This is a genomic window from Pseudomonas sp. S2_B07, assembly GCF_054668435.1.
The window spans coordinates 6345248-6361088 of the sequence record NZ_CP162769.1 but is presented as its reverse complement, the minus strand read 5'-3'; the positions used below and the strand labels follow the sequence as shown (position 1 = coordinate 6361088).

The following is a 15841-nucleotide window of genomic DNA, read 5'->3' as shown; positions in this document are numbered from 1 at the left end:
GTATGAAAGCGCCTACACCGTCCCGAAACCTTAAAAATTCCAACACTCAGCGATGAAATGAGAATGTCCAAAAAAAAAATCTATGCCAAAGAGTTCGACATCTGCGTATCGATGTCAGATTTAGTAACCTGGGAAGGTGACCAGAAGACTCCCAGCGCCGACCTGCAGGCGGTTTTTACCACCCTTGAAATCCCCGTCAACATTCTCGAACTCCACGAGTTGTATTTCGCCCACCTTTACAACGGCTACGGCGACGTGCATGTGTATCATGCTCAAAATAACGGAGGCAGTATTTTCGCAATCGACTTGTATCGAGAGCTCACGGACCAACAAGATTTGACAGGTCTGTTTCTGCGAATTGAAAGCCCCGCATTTGATCAGGCACTCGTCCATCTCAGGTCATTCTTTGACAACGCCAGCTGCCAAGTTGCATTTGACCAGGCAAGCTACTCTAGGCGACTTCGCGAAACGCTTGACGAAAGCAGATACCCTCGACTGGTCGAAGTAGATCACGACTTCATACAGCAGCATTTCACTCATCGGTGACGCTAGCCAACCAGACACTGCACAATTGCGATTCAACGTTGGCGTTTAGCAATTGCGCCAATACTGTGGTCACTTGCCGATCTCCTCCTTGCGACCAAAGAATGCGATCACCTGGTTCACCATGCTTCGAACGGATTGGGCCTCTCTACACCATACTGTTGCGGCCAAATCCATCCCCACTGTACCTGCTTCTGCCTAACTACTACCGGTTAGCATCACTCCTCACCCAAGGAGGTATTGCTCTATGCCGGACACCACTAACCTCTACCTGTTCATTGCTGCCGCCTTGATGTTGCTGATCGTGCCTGGCCCTAACATGGCTATCGTCAGTAGCCATGCAGTTGCCCACGGCTGGCGCGCCGGCCTCGCCGCAGCACTGGGAATAACCCTGGCCGATGTGCTGATGAGCGTCATGGTTAGTGCAGGTCTCGGTGCGCTGGTGATGAGTTGGGCGCCGGCGTTTGATTTGCTACGGTGGGCGGGCGCTTGTTATCTGATGTGGCTGGCCTGGCAGGCATTGAAGATTCCTCCTACGGACACTGATGTTCTAGCTACACAAACTTCGCTTCGGAAGATCGTGGCCCGCGCCACGCTTAACAGCCTGTTAAACCCCAAGGCGCTGTTGTTCTTCATGGTATTCCTGCCGCAGTTCGTCACCGTAGGTGCCAGCAACGTCACCTCGCAATTGATGTTCTTGGGTTTATTGCTTGCGCTGATCGCATTGATCTTCCATTCCCTACTCGGGTTCTGCGCTGGACGGCTGCATGGGCGCCTCAGCAAAGGAATAATATCTAAACGCCTTGGTGCTTATGGTTTCGCTGCGGTAATGACAGCTCTGGCAGCACGTTTACTTGTGCTTAACCGGCCGCTTTAAAGGGTCGAGGCGCACCGATTTAGCAAATACCTTCCTTGCCGATCCGCACCGTCGAATACCGTGACCTAGACGTGACTTCCGCTTTGGGCCGGTTGCTGCCCTTCGTGACAGACAGCAACCGGCCAATAGCTGACCTTGCAGATCGGCTGCCAGAAAGCCACTTTTCCACTGCTATGCTAACAACGTCTGTTTCTACGCCAGAGACGAGCAGCATGGCATCACAAGGCATTTTTTATTCATTGCACATCGTCAGAGGAACGCCCCGCGATGCGACACTCACTTAAACATTCGAGACTTCGTTTTGGCTTTTTGCTGACTGTTATCTCAATGGGGCTGACCGCTTGTTCCAGTAACGACAATATCAATACACCTGCCAAAGCCATTGCTCGACCACCGATCGATGATAGCGAGACGTCTTCTGTACGTGTCACTACCAGCTGGATACAACACTCGCTTAGTCAAGCTGAATGCCTGAAGCACGCTCAATCAGCGCTTACAAAAGCGAGATATTTTGTTGATGCCGGAGACAGGTCCGTTTTTGGGTTTCGTCAAGGGATGACTTTTTCGATCCGCTGCGACTACGAAGGCGTTGCATTTTTAGCAGTGGCTTATCGTCATAGACCCAGTGTTGAAACGCAGGATCGGATCTTGAATGAAATAACCAGGCTATTTTAAGGACTAGTGACAGGCAGCAAACGGCCAACACCAACAGCCTTCCGATTTTGAAGCTATGGTAGATACCGGTTCAAACTTTCCGCAGTCATGAGCCATGCCTGCCGGGAGCCAATTGAGCATTACGCACGACCGCCCTCTTCATCCCTTTATTGTGAGCGGGGCGTCAAGATAGCCAACGCAGCCGCCACGATGAAGAGCGCCGGCACGTCACCTGCCAAGTGCCCCATTTGCTCCGGCTGGGTGAACGCCTGGACGGCCATGATTCCTCCGTGTACGGCGCTAGACCACACGGCGAACCAGATTAGGCTCAGATTGGCTAATGGATCACGTGCGGCCAGGATCAGGAACACGCCAAGTGTGGCGTAGATGCCAACGATCATCATCGGGTAGTCCGAGTGACCGACGTGCCAGGCCCAGCCGGACGGCCAGAACAACATAAGTGGGTAGAGAGCAAGGCACGCGAGGCCCGCCAAAACCAGAACGACGCGCAAATACCTGAGGCTATCGACTACGGTCATGACGAATTCCTCTTTGGGCCTAACGCTAAATTGCCCCCAAGTGGCGTGATAACACCTTCACAGGCTTGGTGGATAACATTCCTTTTTCTGTCGTCTAGCCTCGACTAGGCCGGGCATTGTGACAGTCGGGTGTCTGCTGAAGGGGTTTATACCCCATGGACGGAAAGCTCAATCAGTTCCGGCAGTTGAGCAAGCATAGCTACTCGTTTGCTATCGCTCCGTCCACCGGCTGCTTCTGGCTGAAAGCCGCTCCGTCAAACAATCTGAATCTATCCTTTACACAAAACCACCCTCCACAAAAAAGCCCACTGACCGTCTCCGGTTCAGTGGGCTTTTGACAAGGCCTCTACTTACAAAGCCATATCACTAGCAGCATTAGCCTTCGGAGCTTTTGGCGCGTCACCAGGAGCAGCAACCGGAGCCGCCAACTGCGGGATCACCGGTGGCGGAGTCAGTTCCAACACCTTGGAAGTGTAAGCCCACTCCTGCGCAACCTTCTCAGGACTGCCGTTCAACTGAGTGCCATAGCTCGGCACGATCTGGTGCAGCTTCTCCTGCCAGGCCGGCGAAGCCACTTTGTCTTTGAACACTTTCTGCAGCACGGTCAGCATGATCGGCGCAGCCGTCGATGCACCCGGCGATGCGCCCAGCAGACCGGCAATCGAGCCGTCGGCAGAGGACACAATTTCGGTACCCAGCTTCAGCACGCCACCAGCGGCTTCATCACGCTTGATGATTTGCACGCGCTGGCCGGCTTGCCACAGGCGCCAGTCTTCGGCTTTGGCGTTCGGGAAGTATTCTTTCAGGGCGTTCATGCGGTCTTCGTCAGACAGCATCAGTTGGCCTGCAAGGTACTCAACCAGTGGGTATTCCTTGATGCCGACCTTGGTCATTGGCCACACGTTGTGCGTGGTCGTGGTGGTCAGCAGGTCCAGGTACGAGCCTTCTTTCAGGAACTTGGTGCTGAAGGTCGCGAATGGGCCAAACAGGATGACGCGCTTGCCGTCCAGGACACGGGTGTCCAGGTGCGGCACCGACATTGGCGGTGCGCCGACGGAGGCTTTGCCGTAGGCCTTGGCCAGGTGTTGTTCGGCGATGGTCGGGTTTTCGGTCACGAGGAACGAGCCGCCGACCGGGAAGCCTGCGTATTCCTGGGCTTCAGGAATGCCGGACTTCTGCAGCAGGTGCAGTGCACCGCCACCAGCGCCGATGAACACGAACTTGGCGTCGGTTTCGGATTTGGTGCCGTCTTTCAGGTTTTTGTAGCTGACGCGCCAGGTGCCGTCTTCGTTCTTGGTGATGTCTTGCACTTCGCTAGACAACTTCAAGTCGAACTTTGGCGTGGTTTGCAGGTGCGCGACGAACTGGCGGGTGATCTCGCCAAAGTTCACGTCGGTGCCGATCGGGGTCCAGGTGGCCGCGATTTTCTGGTTCGGGTCGCGCCCTTCCATCATCAGCGGAACCCACTTCTTGATCACAGCCGGGTCTTCGGAGTACTGCATGCCGGCGAACAGCGGGCTCGCTTGCAGGGCTTCGTAGCGCTTCTTCAGGAATTTGATGTTGTCATCGCCCCACACAAAGCTCATGTGCGGCGTGGAGTTGATGAACGAATGCGGATTTTTCAGCACGCCTTGCTGAACTTGCCAGGACCAGAACTGACGGGAGATCTGGAACGCTTCGTTGATTTCAACGGCTTTCGGGATCTGTACGTTGCCTTTGTCGTCTTCCGGGGTGTAGTTCAACTCGGCCAGGGCGGAGTGACCGGTACCGGCGTTGTTCCAGCCGTTGGAGCTTTCGAGGGCAACGCCGTCGAGACGCTCGATCATTTCCATCGAGGTGCCGGGTTCCAGCTCATTGAGCCACACACCCAACGTTGCGCTCATGATGCCGCCGCCAATCAGCAGCACATCGACTTTCTTTGCCTCTTCCGCTTGAACGGACGTGATCCCCATCGACAAAGCCAGCCCCAGCAGGGCCGTGTTCATTTTTTTAAACATCTGTAGCACCTATGATAAAACGCCATCCGCCCTTCCATCTTCACATCAAAAACCCCTGGTTCACGGCATACAGGCAGGATGTCGTGGGTGTTCATGCATGAGGATTGGAGGGTGGGCACACAAGGCCGATGTGTCTCCATCGACCTCAGTTATATGTCCCTACTGAACTGACTTTTTATCATTATTGGCTTCAGCTACTTGAGCGACATTGATCCTGTTTGCGCGTCTGCGAGACGGGCAAACTGATTAGGTCAAACCAAGTTGGCGCGCAGAATATCACGGCTCGGCGACCGTGCGCTCCCGAAAGGACTTGTGAGTCTAGTCCAGACGAGGCTCGTTCGCCGCGTTCTGGCCCAAACGATTCAGCACAAACACCTTGGCGTTGCGGGTCATTTGGTCCAGATGCCGGTCGCGCTGCTTCTCGGCATCGATCATTGCGCGCTTGCCGTGCTTCTGCAGCAAGTAGTGATGGATCTGCCGAACTTCCAGAGAACTGTAGATCGACGCCACATCCAGCAACCCCATCAAGCCTTCGCTGCTGTGGTCGCGAGTGTTCATCAGCACTTGCGTAGCGCGCACGCCCAGCACCTGAAAACCCATCGATTCGAACCACGGCACCTTGGCCACGGCGCAGGTCAATTCGGCGTGCGGGTAACGCTTGATCATGTCTTGCAGCATGGCGCGCGCGACACCTTGGCGACGATGGCCGACGTCGACCGCCATGTAGGCCACGCCACACGCCTGCGGATCGTCCTTGATCGGCAGGTACAGCAAAAAGCCGATGACCTTCGTCGGGTCTTCGTCGTCGGTGGCGACGATCAACTCGACCGCAATCCCCTTGGACCCGTCGAGCGCTTCCAGGTACAGGTGCACTTCGAAGCCGACCGTGTATTGGTAGACGTTGTACAGCGGGTTGCTCGGGCCGATGCCGACCATGCTGATGTCGGTCAGGTTATCGACGACCAGTTGCAGGATCTGGCTGTTGATGTGCTCCGGGCACGGGGCTGCGAAGTGGGTGAGTTGGGGCATTGAAATTCTGACTCCGGGAAAAGACTTACTGGGCATCGGCCAGGCTATTGTCACAGATTGAGCGCCACGCGGCTTGCGCCAGCAGTTCGCGGTAGGCCTTGGGACTGCCCTTCACTCTCCCCGACAACCACGCGCGGCAGTAACTGTCGGCCTGGCCGATGATCAGTGACAGCAACAGTTCACCCGGCACCGCGCGCAATTCATCGCGCCGGCCGGGCGCTGCCAGCCATTCGCCGAGTGTGTGATTACGGGTTTTGTTGCGGCTCGCGAGCTCGTCCTTGAACGGGCCTTTGGTGATGGCGAACCGTGCGTGGTACTGGAACCGCGCCCATTCAGGCTGGCTGTCGACCCAGTCGACGTAGCTGTGCACCAGCGCATGCACGCCCTCCTCGGTCGTCTGCGCTTCGGCCAGGTAGCGGTCGCGAAGCTGGGCCTGATCGTCCAGCGCGGTGAAAAACAGCGCCGCCACCAAGCCTTCCTTGTTGCCGAAATGGTGGTAGATCGCGCCGACGCTGGTGTCGCACTCGGCGCGGATCATTTCGATGGTCGTGGCTTCGACCCCCAGGTCGTTAAACAGGGCCAGGGCCTTTCTGAAGATATCGCGCTTGAGTTCGGCTCTTCTGCCGGGGTAGCAGCGTTCGAGTAAATCTGGAGTTTCCATGCGGGACACAGGCCGAGTAAATCCATGACAAGGCAGAGCACTGCCCATGAGTAAGCACCGTTAGGTTGACAGATTTCACCGCGACAGAATACTGTTCCGTCACAGAACATTATTCTGTTACGGAACATCGTTCTGTAAAACCAACTGTCAGTGAGGCTTCAACATGAGTCAGTTTCTCAGCATGTTTAACAGCGCAGGTCCGGAAGCGTTCAGCAAAATGGCCTGTCAGGTGGCGCCCTACTTCAGCACCATCAACCCGCTGATCTCGGAATTGCGCCCGGGGTATGCCGCGGTCCAGGTGCCGTTCAAGCGGGAGATCACCAACCACCTGGGCAGCGTGCATGCGATTGCGATGTGCAACGCCGCCGAACTGGCCGCGGGGACAATGACTGACGTGTCGATCCCCTCGGGTGCGCGCTGGATTCCAAAAGGCATGACTGTGGAGTATCTGGCCAAGGCCAAGAGCGACGTGACGGCAGTGGCCGACGGTGAAGCGGTGGACTGGCAGACCGAAGGCGACAAGATCGTCCCGGTGGATATTCATGACGCCGAAGGCAAGAAGGTGTTTACGGCGCGGATCACGATGAATGTGAAACTGGCCTGAGCCCGACCATCACGGTCACCTCAGCGTTCGGCAAGTCGGTCACCGCACCGATAGCCGCGCACTAAAGCGTTATCGAGGGCGCCCGGTCTGCTCATTGCGGACCGGGCGCCTGTCGATTACGGACCGATTCGTCCAGAGAGTGCGGATCGTTGGCCTGTTTTTCTGCTTTCACCACTGCCCTAAGGTGGCGTCCAGACACTTACTGGAGGTCACCATGAATCACCCAACCCTGCTTTCGCCGATCAACATCGGTCAACACAGCCTCACCCACCGCGTCGTCATGGCGCCATTGACCCGCATGCGTTCCGAGCCCGGCGACCTGCCCGGCGCCTTGATGGCCGAGTACTACTCGCAACGGGCCACTGACGGCGGCTTGATCATTTCCGAAGCCACCGTGGTCTCGACTACCGGCAACGGCTACCTCGGTTCGCCCGGCCTGTATAACGACGCACAGATCCCTGGCTGGAAAGTCATCACCGAAGCGGTTCACGCCAAGGGCGGCAAGATCTTCCTGCAACTGTTCCATGCCGGTCGCCAGTCCCACAGCGACATGCAGCCTGATGGCGCGCAACCGGTCGCCCCGTCGGCCGTCGAATACGATGGCGTCGCCTACACTGCCAGCGGCTGGGTTGCCAGCACACCCCACCGCGCACTGACTGAAGCGGAAGTGGTGGCACTGGTCGAAGATTTCCGCAGCGCTGCACAACGCGGGCTGGAAGCCGGTTTTGACGGCGTGGAAGTCCATGGCGCCAACGGCTACCTGATTGACCAGTTCCTGCAGGACGGCAGCAACCGTCGCACTGACGCCTACGGCGGCACCATCGCCAAGCGCTCGCGTGTCCTGATGGACATCACCCGTGCCGTGATTTCGGTGTGGGGCAGCGAGCGCGTTGCGGTCCGCCTGGGCCCAAGCGGCAACTTCGGCGACATGAAAGACAGCGATCCTGAAGCGCTGTTCGTCTACGTCGCCGAACAATTGGCCACGCTGAAACTGGCCTACCTGCACCTGATCGAACCACGGGTGTTGGGTAACTCGATCGATGAGAGCAAGGACCAGAACCCGGTGGCTTCGCAGTTGATTCGCAAGCACTACGACGGCCTGATCATCGCCGCCGGTGGCTTCACCGCTGCATCGGCCGAGCAGATTCTGCAAGCGGGTGATGCCGACCTCGTGGCATTCGGTCGCGACTTCATCGCCAACCCGGACTTGCCGGAACGTATTCGCCATGATCGGCCGTTGAATGCTTACGACCGCGACACGTTCTACGGTGGTACTGAGGTTGGGTTTACTGACTATCCGTTCTACCAACAAAGCGCCTGAACTTTGCGCTGAATGTAAGACCGCCATTGCTCGCTCCCACATTTGATCTCCGTCGGACACAAAATGAGTGTTCACCGTAGATCAAATGCAGGAGTGAGCCTGAACGCGATTAGCCGCACCTCCGTTCCCGAGACTTCCCTTCCCAATTCCCCCGCCCGCCTCTACTCTGCCTTGACCCTCTCCCAGCACCGAGCACACCTCAAATGATGGACAGCCTCAGCGGCATCACGGCCTTCATTCATGTGGCCGAAACCCGCAGCTTTACCGAAGCCGGTCGCCTGCTGGAGATTTCCTCCTCCGCCGTCGGCAAAAGCGTGGCGCGCATGGAGGAGCGCCTGGGCGTGCGGCTGTTTCATCGCAGCACCCGCAGCGTCACCCTGACCACCGAAGGCGAACTGTTTCTGGACCGTTGCAAACGCATCCTCAGTGAAGTGGAAGCGGCGGAAATGGAGTTGCTGGAGTTGTCCGCCACCCCGCGCGGCAAGGTGCGCATCAGCGTGCCGATCCAGAACGTGTTGATCATGCCGGTGCTGGCCGGGTTCATGCGTGCCTACCCGGACATCGAGCTGGACGTGGACATGTCCGACCGCATGGTGGACGTGATCGAGGAAGGGTTCGACGCGGTGATCCGCACGGGCGCGCCGCAGGATTCGCGGCTGATGGCGCGCAAGTTGGGGGGTTATCAATTGCAGTTGGTGGCGTCGCCAGCGTATCTGGAGCGCCATGGCGACCCGGTGCACCCGGACGATTTGATCCGCCACGTGTGCCTGCTGCACAAATTTCCGGCCACCGGGATGATCGAGCGTTGGCCACTGCGCGTCGGCGATACGCACATCGAGCCGAACCTGGCGCGGGCATTGACCTGCACCACGATGGACCCGCTGACGTACCTGGCGATTGATGGGGTGGGGATTGCCTGCCTGCCGGATTTTTCAATCCGTCAGCCGTTGGCCGACGGCAGGCTGAAGGTGGTGCTGGAGGACTACACCGACCACACCGGCAACCTGTGGATGCTCTGGCCTGCGTCGAAGCAGACGGCACCGAGGTTGCGAGTGTTGATCGACTACTTCAAGGACAACATTCTCAAAGCCTGAAATCAGCGTTGCAGCGCCTCGGCAATCGGCGCTTTGCCGAGACCGAAACTGAGCATCACCGCCAAACCGAGCACACCGATGGCCGCGCCCAGCCACAACGCTGAAGACACGCCGGCGTGATCAACCATCAAGCCGCCAAACAGCGAACCCGAAGCAATCGCCACCTGAAACGTGGTCACCAACATCGCGGAACTGGCTTCCGGCAATTGCGGCGACGTCAGTTGCATCCAACTGCTCACGCCCAGAGGAATTGCGCCGTAGGCAACACCCCACACCAACACCGCCAACGTCACGCCCCAATCCTGCAACCCGGGCAATGCCAATTGCGCGATCACCATCAGCAACACCACGGCGCCCAGCGACGCACGCAAGTGCGTGGTGATGCTCCCGGCCATGGCGAAGTTCGCCAACATGCCGACCAGGCCAAATCCGAGCAGAATCGCGGTGATCGCGCTCGGCGAAAAACCGGCGTCATGCCCCAGGAACGGCGCAATGTAGGTGTACGCCGTGAAGTGCGCGGCGACCACTGTGCCGAGCAGCAGCATGCTGCGACGGGCATTGCTGCGCGACAGAAACGCCAACAAGGCGCGCACCTGCAAGCCCTCGCGGGACGGCAGCGAGGGCAGCGTCAGCCATTGAGCCGCCAGTGCCAGCAACGCCAATCCCGCGGTCACGGCAAACGACATCCGCCACGAAAACAGCGTGCTGACAAACGTACCAAACGGCACACCGAACACCGTCGCCAGGGTAATCCCGGCAAAAATCAGCGCCGTCGCTTTCGCCGCTTTTGACTCGCTGACCAAACGCCCGGCAGCCGCAATCGCCACCGCCCAGAATCCACCCAGCGCCACCCCCAACAAGCCGCGCCCCACCAACATGATCGACAACGACGGCGCCAACGCCGAAACAGCGTTGGACGCCACCAGCAACAGGGTCAACAACAGCAATAAATGTCGCCGATTCATGCGCCCCGCGCCGAGCATGATCGCCGGCGCCGACACCGCCGCCACCATGCCCGGCACGGTGACCATCAACCCCGCGACCCCATCGGTGATGCCCAGGCTATTGGCAATTTGCGGCAAGACGCCGACCGGCAGGTATTCGGTGGTGACAAAGGCAAAAGCGCCCAGGGCCACCGCGTACACCGACAGCCAGTCGCGCCAGGAGGACGGCTCCGCTGGCGCGTGCGCAGCGGTGGCCGGTGATGCAGACAGATCGTTCATGGCAAAGCTCCACAGGAATGAGTGGCGCCATGCTAGGTATCCGAGCCCTGCGGAAAAATGGTGCACGGCTCCGATCACTGCGGATCAATCGTTCCGCAATCGCACAAGCGTGCAGGCCATTAGCGCCTTTCCTGTCCGCAGTGTTCGGCCCTTTGGCCGGTTTTTCCGCAGGGCGGCGCTCCCTAGACTTCACCTCGTCAACCAAACCCTACGAGGACCTTCCCATGACAACTGCACACTCCCCTATTCGCGTCGGCATCATCGGCGTCGGCAACTGGGCTCGCCACGGCCATCTGCGCGTACTTAATCTGCTGCCGCAATATCACCTGCAAGCGGTGTACAGCGAACGCCGCGAACGCGCCGAAGCCGCGGCCAGCGAGTACGCCATCAGCCAGGTCGCCGACTCGGTTGACGCGTTGGTCAACAACCCTAAAGTCGACCTGGTCGTGGTGCTCAACACCGCCCCGCAACACGAAAAAACCGTGCGTGCCGCCATCGCCGCCGGCAAAGACGTCTACTGCGAATGGCCGTTGACCACCACCACCGCAGACTCCGAACAACTGCTGCACCTGGCCAAGGATGCCGGCGTGCGCCACATCGTCGGCCTGCAACGCCGCCACGCGCCGCACAACCGCTACCTGCAAGACCTGCTGCAACAAGGCTACGTCGGCAAGGTGCGCTCCGTGCGCATGCACGTCAGCATGAATTACTTCCAGGCCCTGCGCCCCAACGCCCTGCGCTGGACCGCCCCCGAGGAAAACTTCTCCAGCGTCATCGCCATCTACGCCGGACACTTCCTCGACATGCTCTTCACCGCCACCGGTTGGCCCGTGAGCGTCTCAGGGTTGATGGTCAATCAGTTCCCGAAAGTGACCATCAAGGAAACCGGCGAAGTGCTGGACAGCACCGCCCCCGATCAGCTCGTACTCAGCGGCATGCTTGAAGACGGCGGCGTGATTTCGATCCACATCGAGGGCGGCAAACGCAACGGCTCAGGCGTGCAGATCGACATCACCGGCGACCAGGGCGACCTGAAAATCACCAACCGTTCGGCATTTGGCGACGTCGGCGATGATTACGTGATCGAAGGTGCCCACGGCGACAATCTGGCACTGGAAGCACTGCCACTGCCAGCCAGCTATCAGCGTCTGCCCGAGTCGACATTGCCTTCGGCGGTGCTGGAACTGGCTGAGCTGTATTACGTGTATGCGCAAGACGTGGTCGACGGCAGCCATGGTGCGGCGACGTTTGAAGAGGCGGTGCGCTTGCATCGGTTGTTGGATGCGGCCAAGTAAAAGACTCAGATCAAACCGGCCTTCTTCCAATTGGCGAGCAGCCCCTTCGAGACCTCAAAATGCATCCCATCCTCGACTGGAAAAGCAGCGCCCCAGTACCAACCTGCTGAGTTGAAGTAAGTGGAAAGGATCAACAAACCGCGCTGAATCTTGCCATCCCCCTGGGGGTCGAGGTCCGATTCAAGTTGCACATCGAGTGCCGTCCCCCACGAATGGTTCGAGATCGAAGGGCCGATTCTTCCATTGATTTTGGTGTATCTGGAACACAGCATTCCCTGTGTTTTCAAAATCGCATAGAGGTCCGGGACTTCAAGGTTTACCCGCGAAAAAATGCTCACCAGTGAGTCCAGGGCGGGCTTGAGTCCTGTGACTTTTAACGGTCCTACATTGCGGGTTTCAAGCCTCTTCTTGAAATCAGGATTGTCCGGCGCCTTGCATTTTCCCTTGGGGTCATATTGACCACCCACCACGGGATGCCCGAAAAACCCAAGCATGTCGGCATTTCTGGGGGATGTCAGTCCTTTGTTGAACGTATCTTTGGGGGGAAGTGCAATCAGTTCCAGGTAGTCCATATCAGCCTCACATTCACGGCCACTGGCCGGATCACGGTTAAGTAGGCATTTCAGGTCCGGACTTGGTCAAAAGGTAATCTTGACCTCCACCCACAAGCCCGTTGGATGGTAGGCCAGTACCGCCGGATTTTTGGCCGCGGTCGGTATTCTCATGAATGTTGCGGTTTCGGTGGCAATGTCACTGTCGCCGATCAGCACCCGGTTTTTGGTGCTGGTGTTCAGAGCGCTGTAAAGGTCCGGATAAGGCATGTTCCAGTCGTTACCCTCAGCGACTTTAGTGACCAGGGGAATCATCGCGACCAACCTTGGGTCGGTCATTTTCTGCAACCCCAACTGACGCAGTGTCGCGTTGTGGCTGCAATGGTGGCCGACCTTGTACAGCGTGACGCGTGCGAGGATTTCATCGACGGTGAGCGCACGCTCGCCTGCCGGGACAGGCGAGCGCGGATAAGTCTGGTCAGTCCACGACAGCCAATTGCCCACTTGAGCGTCACCGGGAAACAACAGAATTTGCTCATCCGCCAGTTCAAACGCCAGCACCAGGCTGGTGTTGTTGGTGTCGGAGTCCATTTTCAGCGCCAGCGTCTCGGCAGACGAATACCACTCGTCATCGATTTGTCGCCATTGCGCGGCGGGGTCGAAGTACAACTCCAGGGTCAATGTGCGTTCTTTCGGCGGTCGTTTTTCGATCGTCTCCAGCGCACGCTGATGTGGCAGTGCGAAGGGAAGATCCACCTTGTCGACAGCTTTTCCGTTGAGGTGACCGACCTGAATTTCTACGGCGTGTGCGTCTTCCTGACGGGTCAGGTACACCTCCTTGTCCGCCCCTGGCGAGGGTGTGTCCTTGCGCAACCGGTCTTCTCTTTTGGGCGGTCCCAGCACGTAGGCTTTGAGCCCCTCGATCCCTTGCGGCCGGGCAACATCGCCCGGTTCCAAGTAGCGGGTTCGTGCAGGCGTGGCCTTTTCCTTGAGCATATCCAGCGTGCTGGCACCGGTCGGACGAGCGCCGTCTTTCATGCCCATAAACTCACTGAGACCAAATACTGTCTTGATGTGAATGTCCGGTTTTTCCCCTATCGCAAGCCCGGCCATTTTCGGGTTGGAGACCAAGGCAGACAGCGCATTCCTGGTCTTATCAAAACGCTGGCGCAACTCAATGGCCCGAGGGTCGGTCGGGCTCTCGGTCCAGGCGAGCCAAAACTCTCGAATGTCGAACTTATTCTTGAAGGTGTCCTGTTCGTAGAGAAAACCGGACAGGTGATCGTGATGCTCGTGAGTGACAACCAGCAAATCCAGCTTGCCGCCCGTGGTTGCCAGAAGATCTGCGACAATATTTTTCATCAGGACTTTCGCACCCGTAACGCCCTGCAATACCCCGCAGTCAATCAGGATGTGCTTGACCTCTTTGTTCTCCACTTCCTGGCGCAACAAAAAACAGTCACCAAGGATGCCGCGATACATGCGCACCGATACCGTGCCGTGCAGAGTGCTCGTCGTCATGCCGTCAGACTCCACGATGCATCATGGCAAACGGGTTGTCGTTGGCGTGTGCGTCCCGGTATGTCAGCGCCAGACTGTCGGTGCCCACCCCGAGAAAATCACGCTGGAACGCCAGTCGCTCCTCATCATCAATGCGCTTACGAATCACATAACGGACTTTTCGATCACGCAGATCGATGATCAGCGTCGCACCCCCCGGAAAAGAAAGTCACTGGTCAAGGGTGGTGTCGGCCCCACCATGTCCTGTTGATCCTGGATAGCCTGTTTGTGTTTATCCAGGAATCCTTGCCGCTTTTGCGTGACCTCGATCACCAACTGACGCAGATCCTGACCATCGGGACCTGCTCGACGGCAAGTGCGCACCGAGTGCACCTCGACTGCCGGCTCGATTCCGTTGAATCGTGGAAAGAGGCTGCCGGCGATGTATCCGGGCGTCCGGTCGGTATTGAAAATGACCCCCAGGGCATCTGCCCATCCAGAGTTCGAACCGCAAACCTTCATGATCCAGTGCCAGACAATCCTGCGATTTCGCTCGGACTGGCGAAAGCCCTTGTGCCGCTGATATTGCGGGGTGATATCCAGCGTTGGCGTACCTTTGGGTGCCTTAAGCAGATCCTTGGCCACCAGATCGACTGCCGCCGCTTCCCATAACAGACTGTCGGGTGCCAACGACAAGCAGTTAGCGGGCAGGATGCCGCGACGCCGGAATGCCTGAATCATTGCCAGGCGATATTGCATGGGGTCGTCCGGGATCAGGTCGGTGTCCGCCGTGATGATTGCCCGCAAGAACTCGCCGAAGCGCACATCCACCGGTGGCAAGTAGTCCAGCGCGCGAATGCACATGCGCAAGACATGATCCGCCGACTTGATCGCTTCTCGGGTCAAGCGCTGGACCAACTCCGGTGGCAGGCGATTGCGCGCGCCTTCTCCATTGTCGGCCAGACGTAAGAGATCGGCAGAGCGCTGCTCGTAGATGCTGACAAACGCATCGAACACCGCAGCGACCAGGATTGCACCGCGCTGGTGTGGCTCGCCTACTTTGGACAGCAAGGTCGGGTCGGGCAATTGCTGGCTGTCCTTGTCGTCGATGGCCTCGCGCAATGCGGCATACCGGCCCGTTGCCTCCCCGAATTGCCGCGCCAGGCCACTCAGCCAGGAGCGCTGATTGAGGCTGCCGCCATTGCCGGCCACATACATCGACACAGCCTCCGGCAAGGTGAAATGCATCATCAGCGCCACGATGTCGGCAAAGGCTTCATGAAAGGCCAGGCTGTCCGAGCTTGTCGACTCGCTGTAGCGACGGTGCAAACCATCGAGAATGGCGTGGGTGGTTTCGTGGGCAATGATGTCGTGGGACAACGCCGTGAATACCCAACTGCCTGGCAGGTTGGCGCCGGGATCGCTCATGGACGCCTTGAAGTAACCGAACAGCAAAGCCTTTTTGTCTTTGCTGTAATAGGCATTGGCCTCACGTAACCCATGAGGATAAATGCGCAGCTTGCGAACCTCCTTGTAGGTGTTGGACTGTTCATCCCACTGCGGGCACCAATACACCTTGCGGCCCAGCGCACGCTCGAACAGCTTTACGGTTTTCATCGCAACGGCAAACACCATCTGCTGATGAAAGCGCGGGTCTCCTTCAGAAGGCGTCAAGCCGTCCTGCGCCAGCAGATGACGGTCGTCGAGATCCACCGGGTCGTAAAACTGAGCGCTGCCTGGATCAATATCGATGACCTCGAAGTACTCATTGACCGGGCCGGGCTGCATTTTCGCTTCCCAGCGTTCCTCCCACGGAATCTGGATGGTTGCGTGACTGATACGCGCCGTTTCCAACTGCGTGGAGGCCTGCGGATCGAACGCGTAGACCCGTAGTTTGCGCATGGGCGGTGGTGGGTAGTTGTTCATCTGCATCCCCTGTGCGCGGGTTAACCA

Annotated in this window: 16 protein-coding genes; 7 read left to right on the top strand and 9 right to left on the bottom strand. The window is 58.2% G+C overall.

All coding sequences use genetic code 11. The features are described from left to right. Positions 1 to 63: 63 nt before the first annotated feature. The 3 genes from AB4N43_RS29230 to AB4N43_RS29220 all read left to right on the top strand — a co-directional run bounded on the left by AB4N43_RS29230 (position 64) and on the right by AB4N43_RS29220 (position 2095). Positions 64 to 546: a hypothetical protein gene (locus AB4N43_RS29230; RefSeq protein WP_059182760.1), complete on the top strand. Its 483-nt coding sequence runs from the start codon at positions 64 to 66 to the stop codon at positions 544 to 546. Positions 547 to 790: 244 nt separating this feature from the next. Beyond that, complete coding sequence (locus AB4N43_RS29225; RefSeq protein ID WP_194940242.1) at positions 791 to 1420, top strand: LysE family translocator; 630 nt, start codon at positions 791 to 793, stop codon at positions 1418 to 1420. 267 nt (positions 1421 to 1687) lie between these two features. Then, positions 1688 to 2095: a hypothetical protein gene (locus AB4N43_RS29220; protein WP_155953754.1), complete on the top strand. Its 408-nt coding sequence runs from the start codon at positions 1688 to 1690 to the stop codon at positions 2093 to 2095. A gap of 146 nt (positions 2096 to 2241) precedes the next feature. Here the strand turns inward: AB4N43_RS29220 and AB4N43_RS29215 are convergent, their stop codons facing one another. The 4 genes from AB4N43_RS29215 to AB4N43_RS29200 form a co-directional block, all read right to left on the bottom strand. Further along, positions 2242 to 2613 carry a DUF6632 domain-containing protein gene (locus AB4N43_RS29215; RefSeq protein ID WP_059182759.1) on the bottom strand — a complete coding sequence of 124 codons (372 nt, stop codon included), beginning with the start codon at positions 2611 to 2613 and terminating at the stop codon, positions 2242 to 2244. Between the two features lie 350 nt (positions 2614 to 2963). Beyond that, a complete protein-coding gene (gene mqo, locus AB4N43_RS29210) occupies positions 2964 to 4610 on the bottom strand; it encodes a malate dehydrogenase (quinone) (RefSeq protein ID WP_410922740.1) in 1647 nt (548 codons plus the stop codon). 318 nt (positions 4611 to 4928) lie between these two features. Beyond that, the gene (locus AB4N43_RS29205; protein ID WP_059182757.1) at positions 4929 to 5639 is read right to left on the bottom strand and encodes a GNAT family N-acetyltransferase; all 711 of its coding nucleotides are present in this window, start codon (positions 5637 to 5639) and stop codon (positions 4929 to 4931) included. Positions 5640 to 5664: 25 nt separating this feature from the next. Further along, complete coding sequence (locus tag AB4N43_RS29200) at positions 5665 to 6300, bottom strand: TetR/AcrR family transcriptional regulator (protein WP_027926075.1); 636 nt, start codon at positions 6298 to 6300, stop codon at positions 5665 to 5667. A 163-nt stretch (positions 6301 to 6463) separates the two neighbouring features. Here AB4N43_RS29200 and AB4N43_RS29195 point away from each other — a divergent pair, with 163 nt between their 5' ends. The 3 genes from AB4N43_RS29195 (at position 6464) to AB4N43_RS29185 (ending at position 9319) form a co-directional block, all read left to right on the top strand. Next, positions 6464 to 6904 (top strand): hotdog fold domain-containing protein, encoded by a 441-nt coding sequence (locus AB4N43_RS29195; RefSeq protein WP_027926074.1) that lies wholly within the window; start codon positions 6464 to 6466, stop codon positions 6902 to 6904. 214 nt (positions 6905 to 7118) lie between these two features. Then, positions 7119 to 8225 carry an alkene reductase gene (locus AB4N43_RS29190; RefSeq protein ID WP_460152561.1) on the top strand — a complete coding sequence of 369 codons (1107 nt, stop codon included), beginning with the start codon at positions 7119 to 7121 and terminating at the stop codon, positions 8223 to 8225. A 206-nt stretch (positions 8226 to 8431) separates the two neighbouring features. After that, positions 8432 to 9319: a LysR family transcriptional regulator gene (locus AB4N43_RS29185; protein WP_027926072.1), complete on the top strand. Its 888-nt coding sequence runs from the start codon at positions 8432 to 8434 to the stop codon at positions 9317 to 9319. Between the two features lie 2 nt (positions 9320 to 9321). On the opposite strand, the gene AB4N43_RS29180 is transcribed toward AB4N43_RS29185, so the two are convergent. Continuing rightward, positions 9322 to 10542, bottom strand: coding sequence for an MFS transporter (locus AB4N43_RS29180; RefSeq protein WP_460152559.1), 1221 nt, complete (start codon positions 10540 to 10542; stop codon positions 9322 to 9324). Positions 10543 to 10766: 224 nt separating this feature from the next. Here AB4N43_RS29180 and AB4N43_RS29175 point away from each other — a divergent pair, with 224 nt between their 5' ends. Continuing rightward, a complete protein-coding gene (locus AB4N43_RS29175) occupies positions 10767 to 11837 on the top strand; it encodes a Gfo/Idh/MocA family protein (protein WP_460152558.1) in 1071 nt (356 codons plus the stop codon). 5 nt (positions 11838 to 11842) lie between these two features. Here AB4N43_RS29175 and AB4N43_RS29170 read toward each other — a convergent pair whose 3' ends face one another. The 4 genes from AB4N43_RS29170 to AB4N43_RS29155 form a co-directional block, all read right to left on the bottom strand. After that, complete coding sequence (locus AB4N43_RS29170) at positions 11843 to 12409, bottom strand: M15 family metallopeptidase (RefSeq protein ID WP_410922962.1); 567 nt, start codon at positions 12407 to 12409, stop codon at positions 11843 to 11845. A gap of 66 nt (positions 12410 to 12475) precedes the next feature. Continuing rightward, positions 12476 to 13909 (bottom strand): ComEC/Rec2 family competence protein, encoded by a 1434-nt coding sequence (locus AB4N43_RS29165; RefSeq protein WP_410922961.1) that lies wholly within the window; start codon positions 13907 to 13909, stop codon positions 12476 to 12478. A 4-nt stretch (positions 13910 to 13913) separates the two neighbouring features. Next, entirely contained in the window at positions 13914 to 14057 is a 144-nt protein-coding gene (locus tag AB4N43_RS29160; protein WP_460152556.1) for a hypothetical protein, read from the bottom strand. Positions 14058 to 14089: 32 nt separating this feature from the next. After that, entirely contained in the window at positions 14090 to 15814 is a 1725-nt protein-coding gene (locus AB4N43_RS29155) for a hypothetical protein (protein ID WP_460152554.1), read from the bottom strand. Positions 15815 to 15841: the final 27 nt, after the last annotated feature.

Excerpts from the sequence above, each read along its gene's own strand:
- AB4N43_RS29230 (WP_059182760.1), top strand. The coding sequence starts at position 64 with ATGTCCAAAAAAAAAATCTATGCCAAAGAGTTCGACATCTGCGTATCG.
- AB4N43_RS29225 (WP_194940242.1), top strand. The coding sequence starts at position 791 with ATGCCGGACACCACTAACCTCTACCTGTTCATTGCTGCCGCCTTGATG.
- AB4N43_RS29220 (WP_155953754.1), top strand. The coding sequence starts at position 1,688 with ATGCGACACTCACTTAAACATTCGAGACTTCGTTTTGGCTTTTTGCTG.
- AB4N43_RS29215 (WP_059182759.1), bottom strand. The coding sequence starts at position 2,613 with ATGACCGTAGTCGATAGCCTCAGGTATTTGCGCGTCGTTCTGGTTTTG.
- mqo (WP_410922740.1), bottom strand. The coding sequence starts at position 4,610 with ATGTTTAAAAAAATGAACACGGCCCTGCTGGGGCTGGCTTTGTCGATG.
- AB4N43_RS29205 (WP_059182757.1), bottom strand. The coding sequence starts at position 5,639 with ATGCCCCAACTCACCCACTTCGCAGCCCCGTGCCCGGAGCACATCAAC.
- AB4N43_RS29200 (WP_027926075.1), bottom strand. The coding sequence starts at position 6,300 with ATGGAAACTCCAGATTTACTCGAACGCTGCTACCCCGGCAGAAGAGCC.
- AB4N43_RS29195 (WP_027926074.1), top strand. The coding sequence starts at position 6,464 with ATGAGTCAGTTTCTCAGCATGTTTAACAGCGCAGGTCCGGAAGCGTTC.
- AB4N43_RS29190 (WP_460152561.1), top strand. The coding sequence starts at position 7,119 with ATGAATCACCCAACCCTGCTTTCGCCGATCAACATCGGTCAACACAGC.
- AB4N43_RS29185 (WP_027926072.1), top strand. The coding sequence starts at position 8,432 with ATGGACAGCCTCAGCGGCATCACGGCCTTCATTCATGTGGCCGAAACC.
- AB4N43_RS29180 (WP_460152559.1), bottom strand. The coding sequence starts at position 10,542 with ATGAACGATCTGTCTGCATCACCGGCCACCGCTGCGCACGCGCCAGCG.
- AB4N43_RS29175 (WP_460152558.1), top strand. The coding sequence starts at position 10,767 with ATGACAACTGCACACTCCCCTATTCGCGTCGGCATCATCGGCGTCGGC.
- AB4N43_RS29170 (WP_410922962.1), bottom strand. The coding sequence starts at position 12,409 with ATGGACTACCTGGAACTGATTGCACTTCCCCCCAAAGATACGTTCAAC.
- AB4N43_RS29165 (WP_410922961.1), bottom strand. The coding sequence starts at position 13,909 with ATGACGACGAGCACTCTGCACGGCACGGTATCGGTGCGCATGTATCGC.
- AB4N43_RS29155 (WP_460152554.1), bottom strand. The coding sequence starts at position 15,814 with ATGAACAACTACCCACCACCGCCCATGCGCAAACTACGGGTCTACGCG.